General features: G+C 59.6%; 19 protein-coding genes. 12 read left to right on the top strand and 7 right to left on the bottom strand.

Annotated elements, in window-relative coordinates:
* Positions 1-126 precede the first annotated feature (126 nt).
* The 3 genes from AC3WK5_RS17105 to AC3WK5_RS17095 all read right to left on the bottom strand — a co-directional run bounded on the left by AC3WK5_RS17105 (position 127) and on the right by AC3WK5_RS17095 (position 3,228).
* Positions 127-1,785: a cation acetate symporter gene (locus AC3WK5_RS17105; RefSeq protein ID WP_054593427.1), complete on the bottom strand. Its 1,659-nt coding sequence runs from the start codon at positions 1,783-1,785 to the stop codon at positions 127-129.
* Complete coding sequence (locus AC3WK5_RS17100) at positions 1,782-2,093, bottom strand: DUF485 domain-containing protein (RefSeq protein ID WP_103319042.1); 312 nt, start codon at positions 2,091-2,093, stop codon at positions 1,782-1,784. Before AC3WK5_RS17100 ends, AC3WK5_RS17105 begins: the two co-directional genes overlap by 4 nt.
* A 283-nt stretch (positions 2,094-2,376) precedes the next feature.
* Entirely contained in the window at positions 2,377-3,228 is an 852-nt protein-coding gene (locus AC3WK5_RS17095) for a glycine betaine ABC transporter substrate-binding protein (protein ID WP_054593429.1), read from the bottom strand.
* A 288-nt stretch (positions 3,229-3,516) separates the two neighbouring features.
* On the opposite strand from AC3WK5_RS17095, the gene AC3WK5_RS17090 reads away from it, so the two are divergent.
* On the top strand, positions 3,517-5,112 hold the full coding sequence (locus AC3WK5_RS17090) for a glycoside hydrolase family 17 protein (protein WP_103319040.1): 1,596 nt from the start codon (positions 3,517-3,519) through the stop codon (positions 5,110-5,112).
* Between the two features lie 140 nt (positions 5,113-5,252).
* On the opposite strand, the gene AC3WK5_RS17085 is transcribed toward AC3WK5_RS17090, so the two are convergent.
* Complete coding sequence (locus tag AC3WK5_RS17085; RefSeq protein WP_103319037.1) at positions 5,253-5,624, bottom strand: hypothetical protein; 372 nt, start codon at positions 5,622-5,624, stop codon at positions 5,253-5,255.
* A 223-nt stretch (positions 5,625-5,847) separates the two neighbouring features.
* On the opposite strand from AC3WK5_RS17085, the gene AC3WK5_RS17080 reads away from it, so the two are divergent.
* On the top strand, positions 5,848-7,146 hold the full coding sequence (locus AC3WK5_RS17080) for an alpha/beta fold hydrolase family protein (RefSeq protein WP_054593432.1): 1,299 nt from the start codon (positions 5,848-5,850) through the stop codon (positions 7,144-7,146).
* Positions 7,139-7,930: an MlaA family lipoprotein gene (locus AC3WK5_RS17075; RefSeq protein WP_054593433.1), complete on the top strand. Its 792-nt coding sequence runs from the start codon at positions 7,139-7,141 to the stop codon at positions 7,928-7,930. The genes AC3WK5_RS17080 and AC3WK5_RS17075 overlap by 8 nt, the downstream gene beginning before the upstream one ends.
* 195 nt (positions 7,931-8,125) lie before the next feature.
* On the opposite strand, the gene AC3WK5_RS17070 is transcribed toward AC3WK5_RS17075, so the two are convergent.
* Positions 8,126-9,040, bottom strand: coding sequence for a DUF808 domain-containing protein (locus AC3WK5_RS17070; RefSeq protein WP_103319034.1), 915 nt, complete (start codon positions 9,038-9,040; stop codon positions 8,126-8,128).
* A 132-nt stretch (positions 9,041-9,172) separates the two neighbouring features.
* Here AC3WK5_RS17070 and AC3WK5_RS17065 point away from each other — a divergent pair, with 132 nt between their 5' ends.
* Positions 9,173-9,781 (top strand): TetR/AcrR family transcriptional regulator, encoded by a 609-nt coding sequence (locus tag AC3WK5_RS17065; RefSeq protein WP_103319032.1) that lies wholly within the window; start codon positions 9,173-9,175, stop codon positions 9,779-9,781.
* Positions 9,782-9,909: 128 nt separating this feature from the next.
* Here AC3WK5_RS17065 and AC3WK5_RS17060 read toward each other — a convergent pair whose 3' ends face one another.
* Positions 9,910-10,368, bottom strand: a complete 459-nt coding sequence (locus AC3WK5_RS17060) for an REP-associated tyrosine transposase (protein ID WP_103319030.1) — start codon at positions 10,366-10,368, stop codon at positions 9,910-9,912.
* A 212-nt stretch (positions 10,369-10,580) separates the two neighbouring features.
* Positions 10,581-11,021, bottom strand: coding sequence for a GlcG/HbpS family heme-binding protein (locus AC3WK5_RS17055; RefSeq protein ID WP_103319027.1), 441 nt, complete (start codon positions 11,019-11,021; stop codon positions 10,581-10,583).
* A 267-nt stretch (positions 11,022-11,288) separates the two neighbouring features.
* On the opposite strand from AC3WK5_RS17055, the gene gcl reads away from it, so the two are divergent.
* From gcl to AC3WK5_RS17015, 8 genes are all read left to right on the top strand, one after another.
* Complete coding sequence (gcl, locus tag AC3WK5_RS17050) at positions 11,289-13,064, top strand: glyoxylate carboligase (RefSeq protein ID WP_103319025.1); 1,776 nt, start codon at positions 11,289-11,291, stop codon at positions 13,062-13,064.
* 145 nt (positions 13,065-13,209) lie between these two features.
* Positions 13,210-13,992, top strand: a complete 783-nt coding sequence (hyi, locus tag AC3WK5_RS17045; protein WP_054593439.1) for a hydroxypyruvate isomerase — start codon at positions 13,210-13,212, stop codon at positions 13,990-13,992.
* A 152-nt stretch (positions 13,993-14,144) separates the two neighbouring features.
* Positions 14,145-15,035: a 2-hydroxy-3-oxopropionate reductase gene (locus tag AC3WK5_RS17040; RefSeq protein ID WP_103315860.1), complete on the top strand. Its 891-nt coding sequence runs from the start codon at positions 14,145-14,147 to the stop codon at positions 15,033-15,035.
* A 172-nt stretch (positions 15,036-15,207) separates the two neighbouring features.
* Positions 15,208-16,488 carry a glycerate kinase type-2 family protein gene (locus tag AC3WK5_RS17035; protein WP_103315859.1) on the top strand — a complete coding sequence of 427 codons (1,281 nt, stop codon included), beginning with the start codon at positions 15,208-15,210 and terminating at the stop codon, positions 16,486-16,488.
* On the top strand, positions 16,478-17,893 hold the full coding sequence (gene pyk / locus AC3WK5_RS17030; protein WP_103315858.1) for a pyruvate kinase: 1,416 nt from the start codon (positions 16,478-16,480) through the stop codon (positions 17,891-17,893). The genes AC3WK5_RS17035 and pyk overlap by 11 nt, the downstream gene beginning before the upstream one ends.
* A 173-nt stretch (positions 17,894-18,066) precedes the next feature.
* The gene (locus AC3WK5_RS17025) at positions 18,067-18,987 is read left to right on the top strand and encodes an urea transporter (protein WP_103315857.1); all 921 of its coding nucleotides are present in this window, start codon (positions 18,067-18,069) and stop codon (positions 18,985-18,987) included.
* Between the two features lie 21 nt (positions 18,988-19,008).
* Positions 19,009-19,833: an ion transporter gene (locus AC3WK5_RS17020; RefSeq protein ID WP_103315856.1), complete on the top strand. Its 825-nt coding sequence runs from the start codon at positions 19,009-19,011 to the stop codon at positions 19,831-19,833.
* Between the two features lie 89 nt (positions 19,834-19,922).
* Positions 19,923-20,921 carry a sulfate ABC transporter substrate-binding protein gene (locus AC3WK5_RS17015; RefSeq protein ID WP_103315855.1) on the top strand — a complete coding sequence of 333 codons (999 nt, stop codon included), beginning with the start codon at positions 19,923-19,925 and terminating at the stop codon, positions 20,919-20,921.
* Positions 20,922-20,926: the final 5 nt, after the last annotated feature.

Below are 20,926 nucleotides of genomic sequence, written 5' to 3'. Positions count from 1 at the left end.
CTTGCTCGCGAAGGCATTTGGCCGGACAGCGCAATTTCTCCACCCAAACAAAAATGCCCCGATCTCTCGACCGGGGCATTTCTGTTTAACGCTGCTTATATAGAGACGCTTATACAACCCTGTACGTTAGTGCGACACCGCCCCGCTCGCCCCCAATCCGGTCTGCGAACGGACGAATTGCGGGAAGAACAGCGCCCGCTCATTGTCAGCCGCCGCGGACTTGTCGGTGATCGAGAAGAACCAGATACCGACAAAGGCAATGGCCATCGAGAACAGCGCCGGGTACTCATACGGGAAGATCGCCTTCTCGTGCCCCATGATCTGCACCCAAATGGTCGGGCCCAGCACCATCAGGCCCACCGCACTGACCAGCCCCATCCAGCCGCCGACCATCGCACCGCGCGTAGTCAGCTTCTTCCAGTACATGGAAAGCAGCAGTACCGGGAAGTTGCAGCTGGCAGCGATCGAGAATGCCAGGCCCACCATGAATGCGATGTTCTGACTTTCGAACAGGATGCCCAGAACAATCGCCAACACGCCCAAGGCGATAGTGGTGATCTTCGAAACCCGGATCTCATCCTTCTCGTTGGCCTTGCCCTTCTTGATCACACTGGCGTACAGGTCGTGAGACACCGCCGTGGCCCCGGCCAGGGTCAGTCCGGCAACCACCGCCAGAATGGTGGCGAAGGCTACTGCCGAGATGAAGCCGAGGAAGATACTGCCGCCCACCGCATTGGCCAGGTGCACCGCCGCCATGTTGTTGCCGCCCAACAGCGCGCCCGTAGCGTCCTTGAAGGCCGGATTGGTGCTGACCAGCAGGATTGCGCCGAAGCCGATGATGAACGTCAGGATGTAGAAGTAACCGATGAAGCCGGTGGCATACAGCACGCTTTTGCGCGCTTCTTTAGCGTCACTCACGGTGAAGAAGCGCATCAGGATGTGCGGCAGGCCAGCGGTACCGAACATCAATGCCAGGCCAAGGGAGAATGCCGAGATCGGGTCTTTCACCAGACCGCCCGGACTCATGATCGCTTCACCTTTAGGGTGAACCTTGATCGCCTCGGAGAACAGCGTATTGAAGTCGAAGTGAACGTGCTTCATCACCATCAGCGCCATGAACGACGCACCGGACAACAACAGCACAGCCTTGATGATCTGCACCCAAGTGGTCGCCAGCATGCCGCCGAACAACACATAGAGGCACATCAGGATCCCCACCAGAATCACCGCAACATGGTAATCCAGGCCAAACAGCAGCTGGATCAGCTTGCCGGCACCGACCATTTGCGCGATCAGGTAGAACGCCACCACCACCAGCGAACCGCAGGCGGACAAGGTGCGAATCTGGGTTTGCCCAAGGCGGTAGGACGCCACGTCGGCAAAGGTGTACTTACCCAGGTTACGCAGACGCTCGGCGATCAAAAACAGAATGATCGGCCAGCCCACCAGGAAGCCGATCGAGTAGATCAGGCCATCGTAGCCCGACGCGAACACCAGCGCGGAGATCCCCAGGAAGGACGCCGCCGACATGTAGTCACCGGCAATCGCCAGGCCGTTCTGCAAACCGGTGATCCTGCCACCCGCCGCGTAGTAGTCAGCCGCCGACTTATTTCGCTTGGAGGCCCAGTAGGTGATGCACAGCGTTGCACCAACGAACACCACGAACATCAGGATCGCCGAGACGTTGAGCGGTTGTTTATGCACTTCGCCAGTAAGCGCTTCGGCCGCCCAAACGGCCGGTGCGAAGGCTGCAATGCCTAAAGCTGCCAATAGACGCCGGATCATTGCTGAGCCTCCTTGAGAATCGCATTGTTCAGGTCGTCGAATTCGCCATTGGCGCGTCGTACGTAGATGGCCGTCAGGACGAAGGCCGACACAATCAGCCCTACACCAATCGGTATGCCCCAGGTAATCGATGACTCAGGGCTGATCTTCGCCCCCAGTAGATGCGGCCCGTAAGCAATCAGAAGAATGAATCCTGCGTACAGCCCAAGCATGATCGCCGAGAGAATCCAGGCGAACCGCTCTCGTTTGTGAACCAGCTCCTTGAAGCGCGGGCTGTTTTGAATCGAGAGGTAAATGCTGTCGTTCATTGTTTTTATCCTCGCAGCACAGATTTTAGTTGGAACGTATCCACTCTATGCGGCTGCAGAACAGGTTCCAGACGACCTTAGTATTAGAACGACATGACCATTTCGCCAATTTTCAGTCGATAAAAAGCGCCCCTCCCTAACAAAAATACAAAAGCCACCTACATCACTGTAGGAGCGCGGCTTGCCGGCGATGACGTCCTTAAGACCGCATCACGAGCAAGCTCGGCTCCTACAGTGATATCAGGTGGCCCTGGAACGTGCTGACCAGACGCGTCAGATCAAATTACTTGGTCCACTCGGCGACGCGTGCCGGGTGTTTGGTCACCCACTCCTTGGCTGCCACTTCAGGTTTGGCACCATCCTGGATCGCCAGCATGACTTCGCCGATTTCGTCTTTCGACGCCCACTGGAAGTTCTTCAGGAACTTCGCAACTTCCGGCGCTTTGGTTGCCAGTTCTTTGCTACCGATGCTGTTTACGGTTTCAGCTGCGCCATAAACGCCTTTTGGGTCTTCCAGGAAGCGCAGTTTCCACTTGGCGAACATCCAGTGCGGCACCCAACCGGTGACCGCGATGGATTCGTTTTTCTTCTCGGCACGGGTCAGCTCGGCAATCATGCCAGCACCGGAACTGGCCTTGAGGGTGTAGTTGCTCAGACCGTAGTCCTTGATCGCCTGATCGGTCTTGAGCATCACGCCTGAACCGGCGTCAATGCCGACGATACGACCTTTGAAGCTCTCGTCGGTTTTAAGATCCTCAATGGTCTTGGCCTTGACGTACTCCGGCACGATCAGACCGATTTTCGCATCCTTGAAGTTCGGGCCGTAATCGACGACCTGATCCTTGTTCTTCGCCCAATATTCGCCATGGGTCACTGGCAGCCAGGCCGACAGCATTGCATCGAGTTTACCGGTGGCTACACCCTGCCACATGATCCCGGTGGCCACGGCTTGCAGTTTCACGTCGTAGCCGAGCTTTTGCTTGATCACTTCTGCAGCCACGTTGGTGGTGGCGACGCTGTCCGACCAGCCATCGACATAACCGATCGTCACTGCCTTGCTTTCGGCGCTGGCCACAGTAGAACTGATCGCCAGCACCAAAGCCGCACCTGCGCCCAAGAGTAGTCGCATCTTCATCGTTACTTCCCCGAAAGTGCTGCGCCCGACGGATGCCGAGCAGCGTCAATGTATTGTTATGGTGCCCAGCGCCCCCATCACGCCTCACCGCAAACCCGTTCGAACATCAGCGGAGTACTGACGAGTCGATAATCAACCTCGCGCCTGCGGCGACCTGCTCTGCCTGCGACCTCAAGGCATCGAGAAACGACATCAGAACGCCAGTAATCGCGCCCTGCAAAAATGCCCCTGCGAATCCCGCCTGAACTTTGCATGTCAAAACCATGCAGGTCACCAAGCACGGGACAAATGCAGGTAAGATGCGCGGCTTTGTTCCCAGACGGCCTGACCATGCCCGCCACCTCGCGCTTCCCCTTCTTCGCTTATCTATTTGCCTGCCTGCTTGGCCTGTTTGCCCTTGGTGGTTACTGGTACGGGCTCGGTCAACCGGTGCTGCTGCCGGACGTGGCCAGCGCCACGCACAAATTGCAGTGCGCCTCGTACACACCGTTCGACAAGGACCAATCGCCATTCGATCAGCCGTTCAAACTGCGCCCTGAACGCATGGACGCCGACCTCGCGTTGCTGGCAACCCGCTTCGAGTGCATTCGCACCTATTCGATGACCGGTCTCGAAGCGCTGCCAGACCTGGCGCGCAAGCATGGCCTGAAGCTGATGATCGGCGCCTGGGTCAACAGCAACCCGGTGGACACTGCCAAGGAAGTCGAACTGCTGATCGCCGAGGCCAACGCCAACCCGGACGTGGTCAGCTCAGTGATCGTAGGCAACGAAACCCTGCTGCGCAAGGAAGTCACCGGCGCGCAATTGGCCAAGCTGATCAACCACGTCAAGAGCCACGTCAAACAGCCAGTGACCTACGCCGACGTCTGGGAGTTCTGGCTCAAGCATCCTGAAGTCGCCCCGGCGGTGGACTTCCTGACCATCCATTTGCTGCCGTACTGGGAAGATGATCCGTCCAACATCGACGCCGCCCTGCAGCACGTTGCCGAGGTTCGGCAGATCTTCGGCAGCCGCTTCGCGCCCAAGGACGTGCTGATTGGCGAAACCGGCTGGCCGAGTGAAGGTCGTCAACGGGAAACCGCCGTACCGAGCCGCGTCAATGAAGCCAAGTTCATTCGTGGTTTTGTGGCGATGGCCGAGCAGCAAGGCTGGCACTACAACCTTATCGAAGCCTTTGACCAGCCATGGAAACGCGCCAGTGAAGGAGCGGTCGGCGGTTACTGGGGGCTGTTCGACGCAAACCGCCAGGACAAGGGCGTACTGGCCGGCCCCGTCACCAACCTGCCGTTCTGGCCGCAATGGCTGGCAGTCGGCGGCCTGATCTTCCTCGGTACGCTGATGCTTGGCGGCCGCGTACGCAGTACTCGTGCAGCGTTGGTGTTGCCACTGCTCGGTGCGGTCGCTGCATGCTCCATTGGCACCTGGGGTGAGCTGGCTCGCGCTACCAGCCGCTTTGCCGATGAGTGGATCTGGGCTGCGTTGCTGACCGGCCTGAACTTTTTGGTGCTGGCCCATGCGACGTTGTTCCTCAGCGCCAGAACCGGTTGGCGTGAACGCGCCTTCAATGCACTGGAACGTCGCGCTGGCTGGCTGCTCGCTGCCGCCGGATTCGCTGGTGCGGTGATGATGCTGGGGCTGGTGTTCGAACCGCGCTATCGCAGCTTCCCGAGCGCCGCCCTGCTACTGCCAGCGCTGGTCTATCTGATTCGCCCGGTCGGCGCACCGCGCCGGGAAATTGCACTGCTGACTTTCATCATCGGCGCCAGCATCGCCCCGCAGCTGTACCGCGAAGGCCTGTTCAACCAGCAAGCCTGGGGCTGGGCGCTGGTTTGCCTGCTGATGATTGCCGCGCTGTGGCGCAGCTTGCGGGTTCGCAATACCTGATAAATCGCATTGATTATCGGCGGTCCTTTGTGGCGAGGGGGCTTGCCCCCGCTGGACTACGGAGTAGTCCCGAGTCCAGCCGGTTCACCACGAGCTTTTTACGGCTGCTTCGCAGCCGAACGGGGCGGTGCGGCGTTCCGTCAAGCTCCCTCGCCACACGCCCGCACCAACCGCAACCCTGCGATCACCACGGCAAATACCGCAATGCCGGTGTTGTACAGCGCCAATGCCGGAAATCCGAACACCAGCGCCAACACCGCCAGCCACCAGCCAGCCCGGCCCGGCACCACAAAGCCCAGCACCGCTGCCGCCAATGCAGCCCCGCCCATCACCTTGAAGTGAATCATCAAGCCGAGGGTCGAGCGCGCCTGGCATTCCCAACGGCTCGCCTCATCAACGCAGAGACCCACCCACAGGGCATCCTCCATCAGGACATAACGCAGGCCATAACTGGCGGCCAGCCACAGCGGCAAGGCGATAAGCAAAATAATGACGGGCAGACGGCGAGACATGAAGCACTCCGATAAACGAAAACGGCGCCCAGCTTAATCGCCCGCCAGCCGTAAGCAAGCGAGACCCGTAGAAATCTGTTCAGACAATCGCTGCAAAGTGTATCGTTCAGCCGCTATTGATCCGAATTCAGCCTCTTTGGTGCCGCCGCATGGCACTTTGGCGCAACACCGGTGGTCATAGCCTGCGAACATCATCAGGTACCTTCCTCTAAGGGAATTAGTCATGCTCCGTTCCTTGCGCTTTGCTGCCTTGATAAGCGGCGTTATTTTGAGTGCGTCCGCACTGGCGGCAGACATCGACGCCGTCAGTTATGGCTACCCCTTGACCAACCCGTTCGAGGCGACCATTGCCACGACCCCGCCGGAGTTGCGTCCCGAGTTGCCGTCCGATGACGCGATCCATCAATCCGACTACACCCTGAAGCTGCGCCCGGAACGCGAGTTCGACCTGCCGGACAATTTCTGGCCAGTGAAAAAGCTCACCTATCGCATGGCCACACAGGATCACGCCGCACCGCTGATTTTCCTGATTGCCGGCACCGGCGCGCGCTTTGACAGCAGCATTAACGAATACCTGAAAAAGCTCTACTACAAGGCCGGTTATCACGTCGTGCAACTGTCCTCACCGACCAGTTTCGACTTCATGAGCGCCGCTTCCCGATTTGCCACCCCGGGCGTGTCCAAGGAAGACGCCGAGGACATGTACCGCGTGATGCAAGCGGTGCGTGCACAAAACCCGAAGCTGCCGATCACCGACTACTACCTCACCGGCTACAGCCTGGGTGGACTGGATGCGGCGTTTGTCAGCAAGCTGGATGAAACCCGACGCAGCTTCAACTTCAAGAAAGTCTTGCTGCTCAATCCTCCAGTCAACCTCTACACCTCTGTCACCAACCTCGACAAGCTTGTGCAAACCGAGGTCAAGGGCATCAACAACAGCACCACGTTCTATGAACTGATGCTCAACAAGCTGACGCGCTACTTCCAGCAAAAAGGCTACATCGACCTCAACGACGCGCTGGTCTACGACTTCCAGCAATCGAAACAACACCTGAGCAACGAACAGATGGCCATGCTGATCGGCACCTCGTTCCGTTTTTCGGCCGCCGACATCACCTTCACCTCGGACCTGATCAACCGACGCGGCCTGATCACCCCGCCCAAGTTTCCGATCACCGAAGGCACCAGCCTCACGCCATTCCTCAAGCGTGCACTGCAATGTGATTTCAACTGCTACCTCACCGAGCAGGTGATCCCGATGTGGCGCGCCCGGACCGACGGCGGCAGCATCTTGCAGTTGATTGACCAGGTCAGCCTCTACGCACTCAAGGACTACCTGCACGACAGCCCGAAAATTGCCGTGATGCACAATGCCGACGATGTAATCCTCGGCCCGGGCGACCTCGGTTTCTTGCGTAAAACCTTCGGCGATCGCCTGACGGTTTACCCTCACGGCGGCCATTGCGGCAACCTCAACTACCGCGTCAACGCCGACGCCATGCTGGAGTTCTTCCGTGGCTAAACACCTCCTTCTGCTAGCTGCACTGCTTGGCGCAGTCGGCTATGCCCATGCCGACAACAGCAAGGCCAACTCCACGACTGTGGTTGATCAGGACGGCTTCACCGAGCCGATGACCAAACTCAAGTTCAACCCGGGACTGGACCAGCGTGAGTTCGAACGCTCGACCCTGAATGCGCTGAGTGTCTATGACCCGCTGGAGTCGTGGAACCGTCGGGTCTACCACTTCAACTACCGCTTCGACCAATGGGTGTTTCTGCCGGTGGTCGACGGTTATCGCTACGTCACCCCAAGCTTCCTGCGCACTGGCGTCAGCAACTTTTTCAACAACCTGGGTGACGTACCCAATCTGGTGAACAGCCTGCTGCAGTTCAAGGGCCAGCGCTCACTGGACATCACCGGGCGATTGCTGCTCAACACGACCCTCGGCATCGGCGGCCTGTGGGACCCGGCCACTGCCATGGGCCTGCCGCGCCAGGTCGAAGACTTCGGCCAGACGCTGGGCTTCTACGGGGTTCCGGGCGGCGCTTACTTCGTACTGCCAATCCTCGGCCCCTCGAACCTGCGCGATACCGCAGGCCTTGCGGTCGACTATACGGCGGAGTCGGCCATCAACTACCTGAACGTCTCGAAAGTCAGCGCAAACCACCCGGAAATCTGGGTCCTGCGCAGCATCGACAAGCGCTATCAGACCAACTTCCGCTACGGCCAGCTGAACTCGCCGTTCGAGTACGAGAAAGTGCGTTACGTGTACACCGAAGCACGCAAGTTGCAGATCGCCGAATAAGGCATTCAGCGGATAACAAAAAAGGCCATTCGATATGAATCGAATGGCCTTTTTCATGCACTCCACAAGTCGAATGTGGGAGCGGGCTTGCTCGCGAAGAGGCCTTAACATTCAGCATCTACGTTGACTATTGCACCGCCTTCGCGAGCAAGCCCACACATTGGATATTTTTTGCCTTTGGATAGTGTCCTGGCTTCAGCCTTTGACTGCTTTCCAGATTTTGCTGACGACCATCACACCCGCCAACACCACCGCCCCTGCGACAATCCCTGCCGCCGCATTGAGCAAGCCCGGCACGATCCACGACAAGCCGCCGACGCTCTGACTCACGCCTTCGATCCAGTGATGCACCACCGGCACGCCATGGGTCAGGATCCCGCCGCCGACCAAAAACATCGCCGCGGTGCCGATCACCGAGAGGCTTTTCATCATGTACGGCGCGGCGCGCAGGATCGCGCCACCGATGCTTTTGGCCATTTGCCCAGGCTTGCGGGTCAGCCACAGGCCAAGGTCGTCGAGCTTGACGATACCCGCCACCAGGCCATAGACGCCGATGGTCATGACAATAGCGATGCCTGAAACCACAATCACTTGCTGCATCAGCGTTGCACCGGCGACGGTGCCCAGGGTGATGGCGATGATTTCAGCCGAAAGGATAAAGTCGGTGCGCACCGCACCTTTGATCTTGTCCTGCTCGTATGCCACCAGATCTGTCGCCGGATCAGCCACGGCTTCAACCAACTGCGCATGTTCCGCCTGATCTTCAGCCTTGCTGTGCAAAAACGAGTGGGCAAGCTTTTCGAAGCCTTCGAAACACAAGTACGCCCCACCGACCATCAACAAGGGTGTGACCAGCCAAGGAACGAATGCACTGATGGCCAACGCCGACGGCACCAGGATCAGCTTGTTGCGAAACGAGCCTTTGGCCACGGCCCAGACCACCGGAATTTCCCGCTCGGCGCGTACACCTGATACCTGCTGGGCGTTGAGCGCCAAGTCGTCGCCGAGCACGCCGGCGGTTTTCTTCGCGGCCATCTTGGTCATCAGCGCAACGTCGTCGAGTACGGCGGCGATATCGTCGATCAACACCAGCAAACTGCTTCCTGCCATGGGTCAGGCTTCCTTGGTATATAAATGTTGCGCAGCATAGCGTGCCGCGGTGCCCAAGTGCATTCTTGAGCGCCGCGCGAGGCCGGTGCTACCATGCGCAACCGCCAGTATCGGCAAGGAATCACCTGGTTTATGAGCACTATCCGCGAGCGCAATAAAGAACTGATCCTGCGTGCCGCCAGTGAAGAGTTTGCCGACAAAGGCTTCGCTGCGACCAAAACCAGTGACATCGCGGCCAAGGCGGGGTTACCCAAGCCCAACGTCTATTACTACTTCAAATCCAAGGAAAACCTCTACCGCGAGGTCCTGGAAAGCATCATCGAGCCGATTCTCCAGGCCTCGACGCCGTTCAACGCGGATGGCGTGCCGAGCGAAGTGCTCAGCGGCTACATTCGCTCGAAGATTCGCATCTCCCGCGACCTGCCGTTCGCATCCAAGGTGTTTGCCAGCGAGATAATGCACGGTGCGCCGCACCTGAGCGCCGACCTGGTCGAACAGCTCAACGCCCAGGCCAAGCACAACATCGACTGCATCCAGACCTGGATCGATCGCGGCCAGATCGCCCCGATCGAGCCCAACCACCTGATGTTCAGCATCTGGGCCGCGACCCAGACTTACGCCGACTTCGACTGGCAGATCTCCGCCGTCACCGGCAAGGCCAAACTGGATGAAAGCGACTACGAAGCTGCGGCGCAAACCATCATTCGGTTGGTGCTCAAGGGCTGCGAGCCGGACAGGTAGACCGAGTCGCCCTCATTCGCGAGCAAGCCCGCTCCCACACTTGATTTATGGTGTTCACACATCTTGTGTCCACTGAAGATCCAATGTGGGAGCGGGCTTGCTCGCGAATGGGGCAACTCGGTTTCAGATCAAATCCATATCGCATCCCACAATGGATAATCGCCCAGCCGCTTGACCAGTCCCGCCCGCAATGGGTTGGCAACAACATACCGAGCGACTTTCACCAGGCTTTCCTCATGCCGCAGCGCGTGATCATGAAAACTCTGCTGCCAAAGACTGCCCGATCTTCCAGTCGCTGAATTGATTGATCGGGTACTCAAGGATTTCGTCCGGCACATCAATTGCCCCAGCGATCCTCGGTGCAATTGAATCAACCAGTGAAAGTGATCAGGCATGACTACCCAAGCCAAGGAGTCGGCAATACCTTGTTCCTGTGCTTGCTTGAACTGGTGTACAACTATCCTGCCCAAGGCATAGTCCCTGAAAACAGGCTCACGGTTAAATGTATTTGCTGTCAGCAGATAGATCCGGTTTTGCTCTGCATAGCGGCCAATGCGCAGGCGATGTGAGGCAGATCGTTCCGGCATTCCCTTGCCCCCTTTCATGATCAAGTGATGAAGAAGGCTAGACCTGTGATTGCTTGAGGGTTGGGGCAGACTTTTAGCTGGATGTGTCTGAAAGATTGCTTTCACGAGCAAGCCCGCACACTTGATCTCGATTGTTCACAGAATTTGTGTACGCAGAAAAACCAATGTGGGAGTGGGCTTGCTCGCGAAGGCGATGGTTCATGCGCTGAAGATCAAGCCGTCACCCCCGCATCCGCCCGCAACCCCTGTTCCTCGATGGCGTTGATCGCGCATTGCTCGTCGATGTCCGAGGTGTCGCCGCTGATGCCGATGGCCCCCAGCACAACCCCGTCCTGATCACGAATCAGCACCCCGCCCGGCGCGGGTACCACGCTGCCCTGCCCCAGGCTGTTCAACGCGGCGATAAACGCCGGGCGCTGTTGCGCGTCCAGTGCCAATAGCCGCGAGCCCTTACCCAGCGCGATCGCGCCCCAGGCTTTGCCGATGGCGATCTGTGGACGAAGCAGGCTCGCGCCGTCTTCGCGTTGCAGGCTCAACAAATGCCCGCCCGCATCGAGTACTGCAATGGTCAGCGGTGCCGCGGCGATCTTGCGCCCCGCAACGATAGCCCGATTGGTCAGGCTGACTGCGACTTTCAAGGTTAAAGCGCTCATGGGTGCCGTCCTTATCTTGTTATGGGAAAGCCTTTGGGGTTCTTTTGCTCCGAAGCCCGATGCAACAAATAGAACACAATGAATTATTTTTTTGTATACAATAATTCTCGAAATACGGCTCATGCGACGAAACGCCACAGTGTTTATGGCCCTCCGACGAATGAAACAGCCGCTTGAGAAAATGGATTGACCTGCGCCGTCCGCCGTGAATACACTCTGCGCAAAGCCACTTGTATACAATTACAAAACGTAAAGAGGCACAAAACCATGAGCAAAATGAGAGCAATCGAAGCCGCCGTTCTGGTGATGCGCCGTGAAGGGGTTGATACCGCTTTTGGCATTCCGGGCGCTGCAATCAACCCGCTGTACTCCGCCCTGCAAAAGGTCGGCGGCATCGATCACGTCCTCGCTCGCCACGTTGAAGGCGCCTCGCACATGGCCGAGGGTTACACCCGCACCAAGGCTGGCAACATCGGCGTGTGCATCGGCACCTCCGGCCCTGCCGGTACCGACATGGTCACCGGGCTTTACAGCGCCTCGGCCGACTCGATCCCGATTCTTTGCATCACCGGGCAAGCACCCCGTGCCCGTATGCACAAGGAAGACTTCCAGGCCGTCGATATCACCAGCATCGTCAAGCCGGTGACCAAATGGGCGACCACCGTTCTGGAGCCGGGCCAGGTGCCTTACGCGTTCCAGAAAGCCTTCTATGAAATGCGCTCCGGCCGTCCTGGCCCGGTACTGATCGACCTGCCGTTCGACGTGCAGATGGCCGAAATCGAATTCGACATCGACGCCTACGAACCACTGCCATTGGCCAAGCCCGCGGCAACCCGCAAGCAAGTCGAGAAAGCCCTGGCCATGCTCGATCAGGCTGAACGTCCATTGCTGGTAGCCGGCGGCGGCATCATCAACGCCGATGCCAGCGACCTGTTGGTGGAATTCGCCGAGCTGACCGGTATTCCGGTGATCCCGACCCTGATGGGTTGGGGCACGATCCCGGACGATCACCCGCTGATGGTCGGTATGGTTGGCCTGCAGACTTCGCACCGTTACGGCAACGCGACGATGCTCAAGTCCGACGTGGTGCTGGGCGTGGGTAACCGTTGGGCCAACCGTCATACCGGTTCGGTCGAGGTGTACACCGAAGGCCGCAAATTCATTCACGTCGACATCGAGCCGACCCAGATCGGCCGCGTATTCACCCCGGACCAGGGCATCGTTTCCGACGCCGGCCTGGCGCTGAAAATGTTCATCGAAGTCGCCCGCGAGTGGAAAGCCGCCGGCAAACTGAAGGATCGCAGCGCCTGGTTGCAAGACTGCCAGCAGCGCAAGGCCAGCCTGCACCGCAAGACTCACTTCGACAACGTGCCGGTCAAACCGCAGCGCGTGTACGAAGAGATGAACCAGGTATTCGGCAAAGACACCTGCTACGTCAGCACCATCGGTCTGTCGCAGATTGCCGGCGCGCAGTTCCTGCACGTCTACAAACCGCGTCACTGGATCAACTGCGGTCAGGCCGGCCCTCTGGGCTGGACCATTCCGGCAGCACTGGGCGTGGTCAAGGCTGATCCGAGCCGTAAGGTCGTGGCACTCTCGGGCGACTACGACTTCCAGTTCATGATCGAAGAACTGGCGGTGGGCGCGCAGTTCAAACTGCCGTACATCCACGTCGTGGTGAACAACTCGTACCTGGGCCTGATCCGTCAGGCGCAGCGCGGTTTCGACATGGATTACTGCGTGCAGCTGTCCTTCGACAACCTCAACGCACCGGAGCTCAACGGTTACGGGGTGGACCACGTAGCGGTTGCCGAAGGTTTGGGTTGCAAGGCGTTGCGCGTGTTCGAGCCGGCGGGCATCGCCCCTGCCCTGCGCAAGGCCGAGGAGCTGATCGAGGAGTTCAAGGTTCCGGTGATCGTCGAGATCATCCTGGAGCGCGTGACCAACATTTCCATGGGCACCGAGATCAACGCCGTCAACGAATTCGAGGACCTGGCGCTGGTCGGCACCGACGCACCGACGGCGATTTCGTTGCTGGATTAAGAATGACTTGTCACCTGTAGCAGCTGCCGAGGCACGAGGCTGCGTTGGGCTGCGAAGCGGCCCCCGACGGCGGTCCTGCGGACACGCAACGCAGCCTCGTGCCTCGGCAGCTGCTACAGGCACATATTTTTTACAGGAGACCACCATGCCGCGTTTCGCAGCCAACCTGTCCATGCTGTTTACCGAGCAGGATTTTCTTGCCCGCTTCGAAGCGGCCGCCAAAGCCGGCTTCAGCGGTGTCGAATACCTGTTCCCGTACGATTTCAGCTCCGCCGACATCAAGGCTCAACTGGATGCCAACGGTCTGACCCAAGTGCTGTTCAACCTGCCGGCCGGTGACTGGGCCAAGGGTGAGCGCGGGATCGCCTGCCATCCGGATCGCGTGGAAGAGTTCCGCGCCGGCGTCGATCTGGCGATCGCTTATGCACAGGTTCTGGGCAACACCCAAGTCAACTGCCTGGCCGGTATCCGCCCACAAGGTGTCGACGATGCCACCGTGGAAAAGACCTTTGTCGCCAACCTCAAATATGCCGCCGACAAGCTGCAAGCGGTGGGCATCAAACTGGTGATGGAAGCGATCAATACCCGCGACATCCCGGGCTTCTACCTGAACAACACCGCCCAGGCGCTGTCGATTCGCGAACAAGTGGGCAGCGCCAACCTGTTCCTGCAATACGACATCTACCACATGCAAATCATGGAGGGCGACCTGGCCCGCACCATGGCGACGCACCTGGAAGAGATCAACCACATTCAACTGGCCGACAATCCGGGCCGCAACGAGCCGGGCACCGGTGAAATCAACTACCGCTTCCTGTTCGAACACCTGGACCGCATCGGCTACCAGGGCTGGATCGGCTGTGAATACAAGCCGCTGACCACCACTGAAGCGGGTCTTGGCTGGTTGAAAACCCATAACGCAATCTGACGCAGACCCTGTGGGAGCGGGCTTGCTCGCGAAGAGGCCATAACATTCAGCATCTATGTTGGCCGATACACCGCCTTCGCGAGCAAGCCCGCTCCCACCAAAAACCGTCCCCAATTTGCTTGAAGCAGCAATAAAAACAAGAGGATTTTCTCATGGCTAAAATCGGATTTATCGGCACCGGCATCATGGGCCACCCAATGGCGTTGAACCTGCAGAAAGCCGGTCACAGCCTGTTCCTGTCGGCGCACCACGACGCTGCTCCGGCTGACCTGGTTGCCGCTGGCGCGGTCGCCCTGGCGAGCCCGAAAGAAGTCGCTCAGGAAGCCGAATTCATCATCATCATGGTGCCGGATACCCCACAGGTCGATGATGTGCTGTTCCGTGCCGATGGCGTCGCCGCCGGTGTCGGCAAAGGCAAAGTGGTCATCGACATGAGCTCGATCTCGCCGACCGCGACCAAAGCCTTCGCGGCGAAGATCAACGAGAAAGGCGCGCAATACCTCGACGCTCCGGTGTCCGGTGGTGAAGTCGGCGCCAAAGCCGCGACCCTGAGCATCATGGTCGGTGGCGACAGCGATGCTTTCGAGCGCGCGCTGCCGCTGTTCCAGAGCATGGGCAAGAACATCACCCTGGTCGGCGGCAATGGCGACGGTCAAACCGCCAAAGTGGCGAACCAGATCATCGTGGCGCTGAACATCCAGGCCGTGGCCGAAGCCTTGCTGTTCGCCTCGAAGAACGGTGCGGATCCTGCCAAGGTCCGTGAAGCGCTGATGGGTGGTTTCGCCTCCTCGAAGATTCTTGAAGTACACGGCGAGCGCATGATCAAAGGCACCTTCGATCCAGGCTTCCGCATCAGCCTGCATCAGAAGGACCTCAACCTGGCGCTGGCCGGTGCTCGCGAATTGGGCATCAACCTGCCCAACACCGCAGGCACCCAGCAAGTGTTCAGCACCTGCGCGGCCCTCGGTGGTAGCAACTGGGACCACTCGGCGCTGATCAAAGGTCTGGAACACATGGCGAACTTCTCGATTCGCGATAAGTAAGCCCTGCTACAGAGGGTCAGCCTGGCCCTCTGTAGGAGCAAGGCTTGCCCGCGATCGAATCGCCTCGGTGCAGCTGAAACACCGTGGTGTCTGGATCGCGGGCAAGCCTTGCTCCTACAGGGGCTATGCAAGTCTCGATATCCCCCAATAACAAGAATTCCGGGAGCCCGCCATGTCGGTCGATCCGCAACAATTCCTGCGCGAGCTGTTTGCCACAGCCATCGACGCGGCCCATCCGCAGCAGGTCCTCGAAGCCCATCTACCGAAAGATCGCAGCGGTCGGGTGATCGTCATTGGTGCCGGCAAAGCCGCCGCGGCCATGGCCCAAGTGGTCGAGCGCTGCTGGCAGGGCGAAGTGTCTGGCCTGGTGGTCACCCGCTACGGTCACGGCGCCCCTTGCGAAAAAATCGAAGTGGTCGAAGCCGCCCACCCGGTGCCTGATGCGGCCGGTCTGGCGGTGGCCAAACGGGTGCTGGAACTGGTCAGCAACCTGAGCGAAGACGACCGGGTGATCTTCCTGCTCTCGGGCGGTGGTTCGGCCCTGCTCGCCCTGCCCGCAGCCGGCATCACTCTGGCCGACAAACAGGCGATCAACAAAGCCCTGCTCAAATCCGGCGCAACTATCGGCGAGATGAACTGCGTGCGCAAACACCTCTCGGCGATCAAGGGCGGCCGCCTCGGTAAAGCCTGCTGGCCAGCGACGGTTTATACCTACGCGATTTCCGATGTCCCGGGCGACCTCGCCACGGTGATTGCATCCGGCCCGACCGTCGCCGATCCGAGTACCTCGGCTGAAGCCCTGGCGATCCTCAAGCGCTACGCTATCGAGGTTCCGGCGTCGGTACGCAGCTGGTTGCAAAGCCCCGAATCGGAGACGGTAAAACCTGGCGACCCGAGCCTGGCTCGCAGCCATTTCCAGTTGATCGCCCGACCGCAGCAATCCCTGGAAGCGGCAGCGGTGAAAGCCCGCCAGGCCGGTTTCAGCCCGTTGATCCTCGGCGATCTGGAAGGCGAATCCCGCGAAGTGGCGAAAGTCCATGCCGGGATTGCGCGCCAGGTGGTGCTACACGGCCAGCCGTTGGCGGCGCCCTGCGTGATTCTCTCCGGTGGCGAAACCACCGTCACCGTGCGCGGCAATGGCCGTGGCGGACGCAACGCCGAGTTCCTGCTGAGCCTGACCGACAGCCTCAAAGGTCTGCCCGGCGTCTACGCGCTGGCCGGTGATACCGATGGCATCGACGGCTCCGAAGACAACGCCGGCGCAATCATGACCCCGGACAGCTACGCCCGCGCCACGGCTCTCGGTCTGAGCGCCAGCGACGAGTTGGACAACAACAATGGCTATGGCTATTTCGCTGCGCTCGACGGGCTGATCGTCACCGAGCCGACGCGTACCAACGTCAACGACTTCCGCGCCATCCTGATCCTTGAGAGCCCTGAACATGACGCCTGATAAAAAAGTCAAAATCCTCGCCACCCTTGGCCCGGCCACTGACGGGATCGATGACATCCGCGAGCTGGTGCAAGCCGGGGTGAATATCTTTCGCCTGAACTTCAGCCACGGCGATCACGCTGACCACGCCCAGCGCTACCAGTGGATCCGCGAAGTCGAGCGCCAACTCAATTACCCGCTGGGCATTCTGATGGACCTGCAAGGCCCAAAGCTGCGGGTCGGCCAATTTGCCGAGGGCAAGGTGCAACTGGTACGTGGTCAGGCCCTGCGCCTGGACCTCGATGCCACGCCGGGTGACGAGCGGCGGGTCAATCTGCCGCACCCGGAAATCATCGCCGCGCTGGAACCCGGCATGGACCTGTTGCTGGACGACGGCAAACTGCGTTTGCGGGTGGTGACCAAGTACGCCGATGCCATCGACACCACGGTGCTCAATGGCGGCGAGCTGTCGGACCGCAAAGGCGTCAACGTGCCGCAAGCGGTACTCGACCTCAGCCCGCTGACGGCCAAGGATCGTCGCGACCTGAGTTTCGGTCTGGAATTAGGTGTCGATTGGGTCGCGCTGTCATTTGTGCAGCGTCCTGAAGACATTCGTGAGGCACGCGCACTGATCGGCAACAAAGCCTTTTTGATGGCGAAAATCGAAAAACCGTCGGCCGTTGAACAACTGCGCGAAATCGCCGAACTGAGCGACGCGATCATGGTTGCTCGTGGTGACCTCGGCGTTGAAGTACCGGCCGAGAGCGTGCCGCAGATCCAGAAAGACATCATCAGCACCTGCCGCCAGCTCGGCAAACCGGTGGTGGTGGCGACCCAGATGCTCGAGTCCATGCGTTTCTCCCCAGCGCCGACACGGGCCGAGGTAACCGACGTCGCCAACGCCGTGGCCGAAGGGGCTGACGCGGTGATGCTCTCGGCGGAAACCGCTTCTGGCGATTACCCGCTCGAAGCGGTGCAGATGATGAGCAAGATCATCCGTCAGGTCGAAAGCGGTCCGGATTACCAGGCGCAACTGGATGTCAGCCGGCCAAAAGCCGAAGCCACGACTTCGGACGCCATCAGCTGTGCGATCCGCCGGATCAGCAACATTCTTCCAGTAGCGGTGCTGGTGAACTACAGCGAGTCCGGCAGTTCGAGCTTGCGTGCGGCGCGGGAGCGGCCAGCAGTGCCGATCCTTAACCTGACGCCAAACCTGCAAACCGCGCGGCGCTTGAGCGTGGCGTGGGGCGTGCACTCGGTGGTCAACGATCGATTGCGGCAAGTCGACGAGGTGTGCTCCACCGCACTGGAAATCGCCCAGGCGCAAGGCATGGCCAAGCGTGGTGATACGTTGTTGATCACTGCGGGCGTGCCTTTCGGTCAGCCGGGATCCACTAACTCGTTGCGCATAGAGACATTGATTTAGCGAACTGCCCTTGTGGCGAGGGGCTTGCCCCCGTTCGGCTGCGCAGCAGTCGTAAGTCCGGTAAGCCGGTTTCGACTGACAAAACATGTAATCAGATTGTGGCCGCTTCGCAGCCCAACGGGGGCAAGCCCCCTCGCCACAGGGTTTTGTGCAAGTCCCTGGTATTTATCAGCATGCCCTCACACCACTTCAACACCCACTGCCCCGACTGGGCCACTGCCCTGCTCAACGGTTTCAGTCAGATTTTCCTCCAGCGTCATCCGCTGTGCGGCCTGCTGTGCCTGTTGGCCATCCTGTTTAGCGCTCCGACGTTACTCGGCGGCGCCCTGTTGGGTGGCGTGGCCGGCTTGCTCACTGCGCAACGTCGCGGCTACGCCAAGGCTGATCGCCAAGCCGGACTCTTCAGCTACAACGGCGTCTTACTCGGCCTCTTGCTCAGCCTGCAGTTCAGCTGGTCGGCCATGCTGCCACCACTGATCCTCGCCAGCGGTGGACTGAGTGCGATCGTCACCCAGCAATGGCTCAAGCGCACTCGCGACCAGCATTTCCTGCCCGCCTACACCGCACCGTTCGTGGGGTTGGGCTGGATACTGCTGAGCGTTGCCGCCCCGGCCCATTCGGCACCTGCGCCACTGCCGGAACTCGACGCCCTTAGCCTGCTCGGCGCCGAGTTCAAAGGCCTGGGCCAAGTCATCTTCCTCGACCATCCTTTGGCAGGCGTGCTGATCGTCGTCGGGCTGCTGCTTGCCAACCGCCGCGCCGCGCTCTGGGCACTGCTGGGTTCCGCCGCGGGTCTGCTCTGCGCCGTGTGGCTGAACCAAACGCCTGACGCATTGCTCGGCCTTTATGGCTACAACCCGGCGCTGGCCGCCCTTGCCCTCAGTCAACAATCCCGCCAACCCTGGCTGCCGCTGCTGGGTATTGCACTGGCGATCCTCCTCACACCGGCGTTTGCTGCCGTGGGGTTGGCGACATTGACCGCGCCGTTCATTCTCGCCTGCTGGTTGCTGCGCTCGGGTATTCGCCTGCTGCGCCAAGCGACCCCAGACAGTGCGCCTTGCCAAACCTCGGAGAATCAACCTAGGCTGCGCTGATTTATGGCCAAGGCGATTTGAATGGACAGCAACGACTCGTGGCGTAAGCGCCTGTACGTGATGATTTTCCATACCGACACGGTGGCCGGGCGGCGCTTCGATAAAACGCTGCTGCTGATCATCCTTGCCAGCCTGGTGGTGGTGATCCTCGACAGCATCGATGACGTTCACCAGAACTTCGCCAACACCCTGGCGTACATCGAGTGGGGCTTTACCCTGATCTTCCTGGTCGAGTACATGTTGCGCTTGTACTGCTCGCCCAGGCCGCTGCGTTACGCCTTCAGTTTTTACGGGCTGGTGGATTTGCTGGCGATTGTTCCCGGCATCCTTGCGCTGTATTACAGCGACGCGCAGTACCTGCTGATTATCCGGATCATCCGTATGCTGCGGATCTTTCGCGTGCTCAAACTGCTCCCCTACCTGAAGCAGGCCCATTACCTGCTCGACGCCCTGCGTGGCAGCAAACAGAAAATCATCGTATTCCTGCTCAGCGTCTGCACACTGGTAACGGTGTTCGGCACGCTGATGTATGTGGTCGAAGGCCCGGAGCATGGCTTTACCAGCATTCCCAAAGGGATCTATTGGGCGATCGTCACCCTGACCACCGTCGGCTACGGCGACATCGTGCCCAAGACCGCTTTGGGGCAGGTCATCTCAGCGATGGTGATGGTCACCGGTTACTCGATCATCGCCGTCCCCACCGGGATTTTTACCGCCGAACTGGCCAACGCCATGCGCGGCGAACAGCTGCAACATGACTGCCCGGTGTGCCGCAAAAACCAGCATGAGCACAGCGCGGCATTTTGCTCACGCTGCGGTAATGCACTGTTCAAGAAAATAGAATAAGCAAAGTACTTTTTAATCTTTAAAGGGATATGTAGCCCCGGCTATAGTCGACGGCAAATTGCCTTCATCTCGAACAAAAGGAATGTGCAGTGAAAAAGATCTTTGGCGCCTCACTTCTGGCCGCTGGCCTGGCCCTCGCGAGCGTGGCCCAGGCCGCACCGACCCTGCTCAACGTGTCCTATGACGTGATGCGCGATTTCTACAAGGACTACAACACCGCCTTCCAGAAACACTGGCAAGCCGAGCACAACGAAAACATCACCCTGCAGATGTCCTTCGGCGGCTCCAGCAAACAGGCCCGATCAGTGATCGATGGCCTGCCGGCCGACGTTATCACCATGAACATGGCCACCGACATCAACGCGTTGGTCGACAACGGCAAACTGGTCCCGGACAACTGGGTAACTCGCCTGCCGGACCACAGCGCGCCGTTCACTTCCGCCACCGTGTTTATCGTGCGCAAGGGCAACCCGAAAGCCCTGAAAGACTGGCCGGACCTGCTCAAGGATGGCGTGCAAGTGATCGTGCCCAACCCGAAAACCTCGGGCAATGGCCGCTATACCTATTTGTCGGCGTGGGGCTACGTGCTGAAAAACGGCGGCGACGAGAACAAGGCCAAGGCCTTCGTCGGTAAGCTGTTCAAACAAGCCCCGGTACTCGACACCGGTGGCCGCGCAGCCACCACCACCTTCATGACCAATCAGATCGGCGACGTACTGGTGACCTTCGAGAACGAAGCGGAAATGATCGCCCGCGAGTTCGGTCGCGACCAGTTCGAAGTCATCTACCCAAGCGTCTCCGCCGAGGCCGAGCCGCCAGTCAGTGTGGTCGACAAAGTCGTCGACAAGAAAGGCACCCGCGCCGCCGCCGAGGAATACCTGAAGTACCTGTGGTCCCCGGAAGGCCAGGAAATCGCCGCCGCCAACTACCTGCGTCCGCGTGACCCGGCCGTTTTGGCCAAGCACACCGACCGTTTCCCGAAAGTCGACTTCCTGTCGGTGGAGAAAACCTTCGGTGACTGGCGCACCGTGCAGAAAACCCACTTCAACGATGGTGGGGTTTTCGACCAGATTTACAGCGGGCAATAAGCGCT

This window comes from Pseudomonas sp. FW306-02-D09B, assembly GCF_058782685.1.
Note: the sequence above shows the minus strand (reverse complement) of the source record. Positions and strands in the feature narration are given on the sequence as shown.

Excerpts from the sequence above, each read along its gene's own strand:
- AC3WK5_RS17105 (WP_054593427.1), bottom strand. The coding sequence starts at position 1,785 with ATGATCCGGCGTCTATTGGCAGCTTTAGGCATTGCAGCCTTCGCACCG.
- AC3WK5_RS17100 (WP_103319042.1), bottom strand. The coding sequence starts at position 2,093 with ATGAACGACAGCATTTACCTCTCGATTCAAAACAGCCCGCGCTTCAAG.
- AC3WK5_RS17095 (WP_054593429.1), bottom strand. The coding sequence starts at position 3,228 with ATGAAGATGCGACTACTCTTGGGCGCAGGTGCGGCTTTGGTGCTGGCG.
- AC3WK5_RS17090 (WP_103319040.1), top strand. The coding sequence starts at position 3,517 with ATGCAGGTAAGATGCGCGGCTTTGTTCCCAGACGGCCTGACCATGCCC.
- AC3WK5_RS17085 (WP_103319037.1), bottom strand. The coding sequence starts at position 5,624 with ATGTCTCGCCGTCTGCCCGTCATTATTTTGCTTATCGCCTTGCCGCTG.
- AC3WK5_RS17080 (WP_054593432.1), top strand. The coding sequence starts at position 5,848 with ATGCTCCGTTCCTTGCGCTTTGCTGCCTTGATAAGCGGCGTTATTTTG.
- AC3WK5_RS17070 (WP_103319034.1), bottom strand. The coding sequence starts at position 9,040 with ATGGCAGGAAGCAGTTTGCTGGTGTTGATCGACGATATCGCCGCCGTA.
- AC3WK5_RS17065 (WP_103319032.1), top strand. The coding sequence starts at position 9,173 with ATGAGCACTATCCGCGAGCGCAATAAAGAACTGATCCTGCGTGCCGCC.
- AC3WK5_RS17060 (WP_103319030.1), bottom strand. The coding sequence starts at position 10,368 with ATGCCGGAACGATCTGCCTCACATCGCCTGCGCATTGGCCGCTATGCA.
- AC3WK5_RS17055 (WP_103319027.1), bottom strand. The coding sequence starts at position 11,021 with ATGAGCGCTTTAACCTTGAAAGTCGCAGTCAGCCTGACCAATCGGGCT.
- gcl (WP_103319025.1), top strand. The coding sequence starts at position 11,289 with ATGAGCAAAATGAGAGCAATCGAAGCCGCCGTTCTGGTGATGCGCCGT.
- hyi (WP_054593439.1), top strand. The coding sequence starts at position 13,210 with ATGCCGCGTTTCGCAGCCAACCTGTCCATGCTGTTTACCGAGCAGGAT.
- AC3WK5_RS17040 (WP_103315860.1), top strand. The coding sequence starts at position 14,145 with ATGGCTAAAATCGGATTTATCGGCACCGGCATCATGGGCCACCCAATG.
- AC3WK5_RS17035 (WP_103315859.1), top strand. The coding sequence starts at position 15,208 with ATGTCGGTCGATCCGCAACAATTCCTGCGCGAGCTGTTTGCCACAGCC.
- pyk (WP_103315858.1), top strand. The coding sequence starts at position 16,478 with ATGACGCCTGATAAAAAAGTCAAAATCCTCGCCACCCTTGGCCCGGCC.
- AC3WK5_RS17025 (WP_103315857.1), top strand. The coding sequence starts at position 18,067 with ATGCCCTCACACCACTTCAACACCCACTGCCCCGACTGGGCCACTGCC.
- AC3WK5_RS17020 (WP_103315856.1), top strand. The coding sequence starts at position 19,009 with ATGGACAGCAACGACTCGTGGCGTAAGCGCCTGTACGTGATGATTTTC.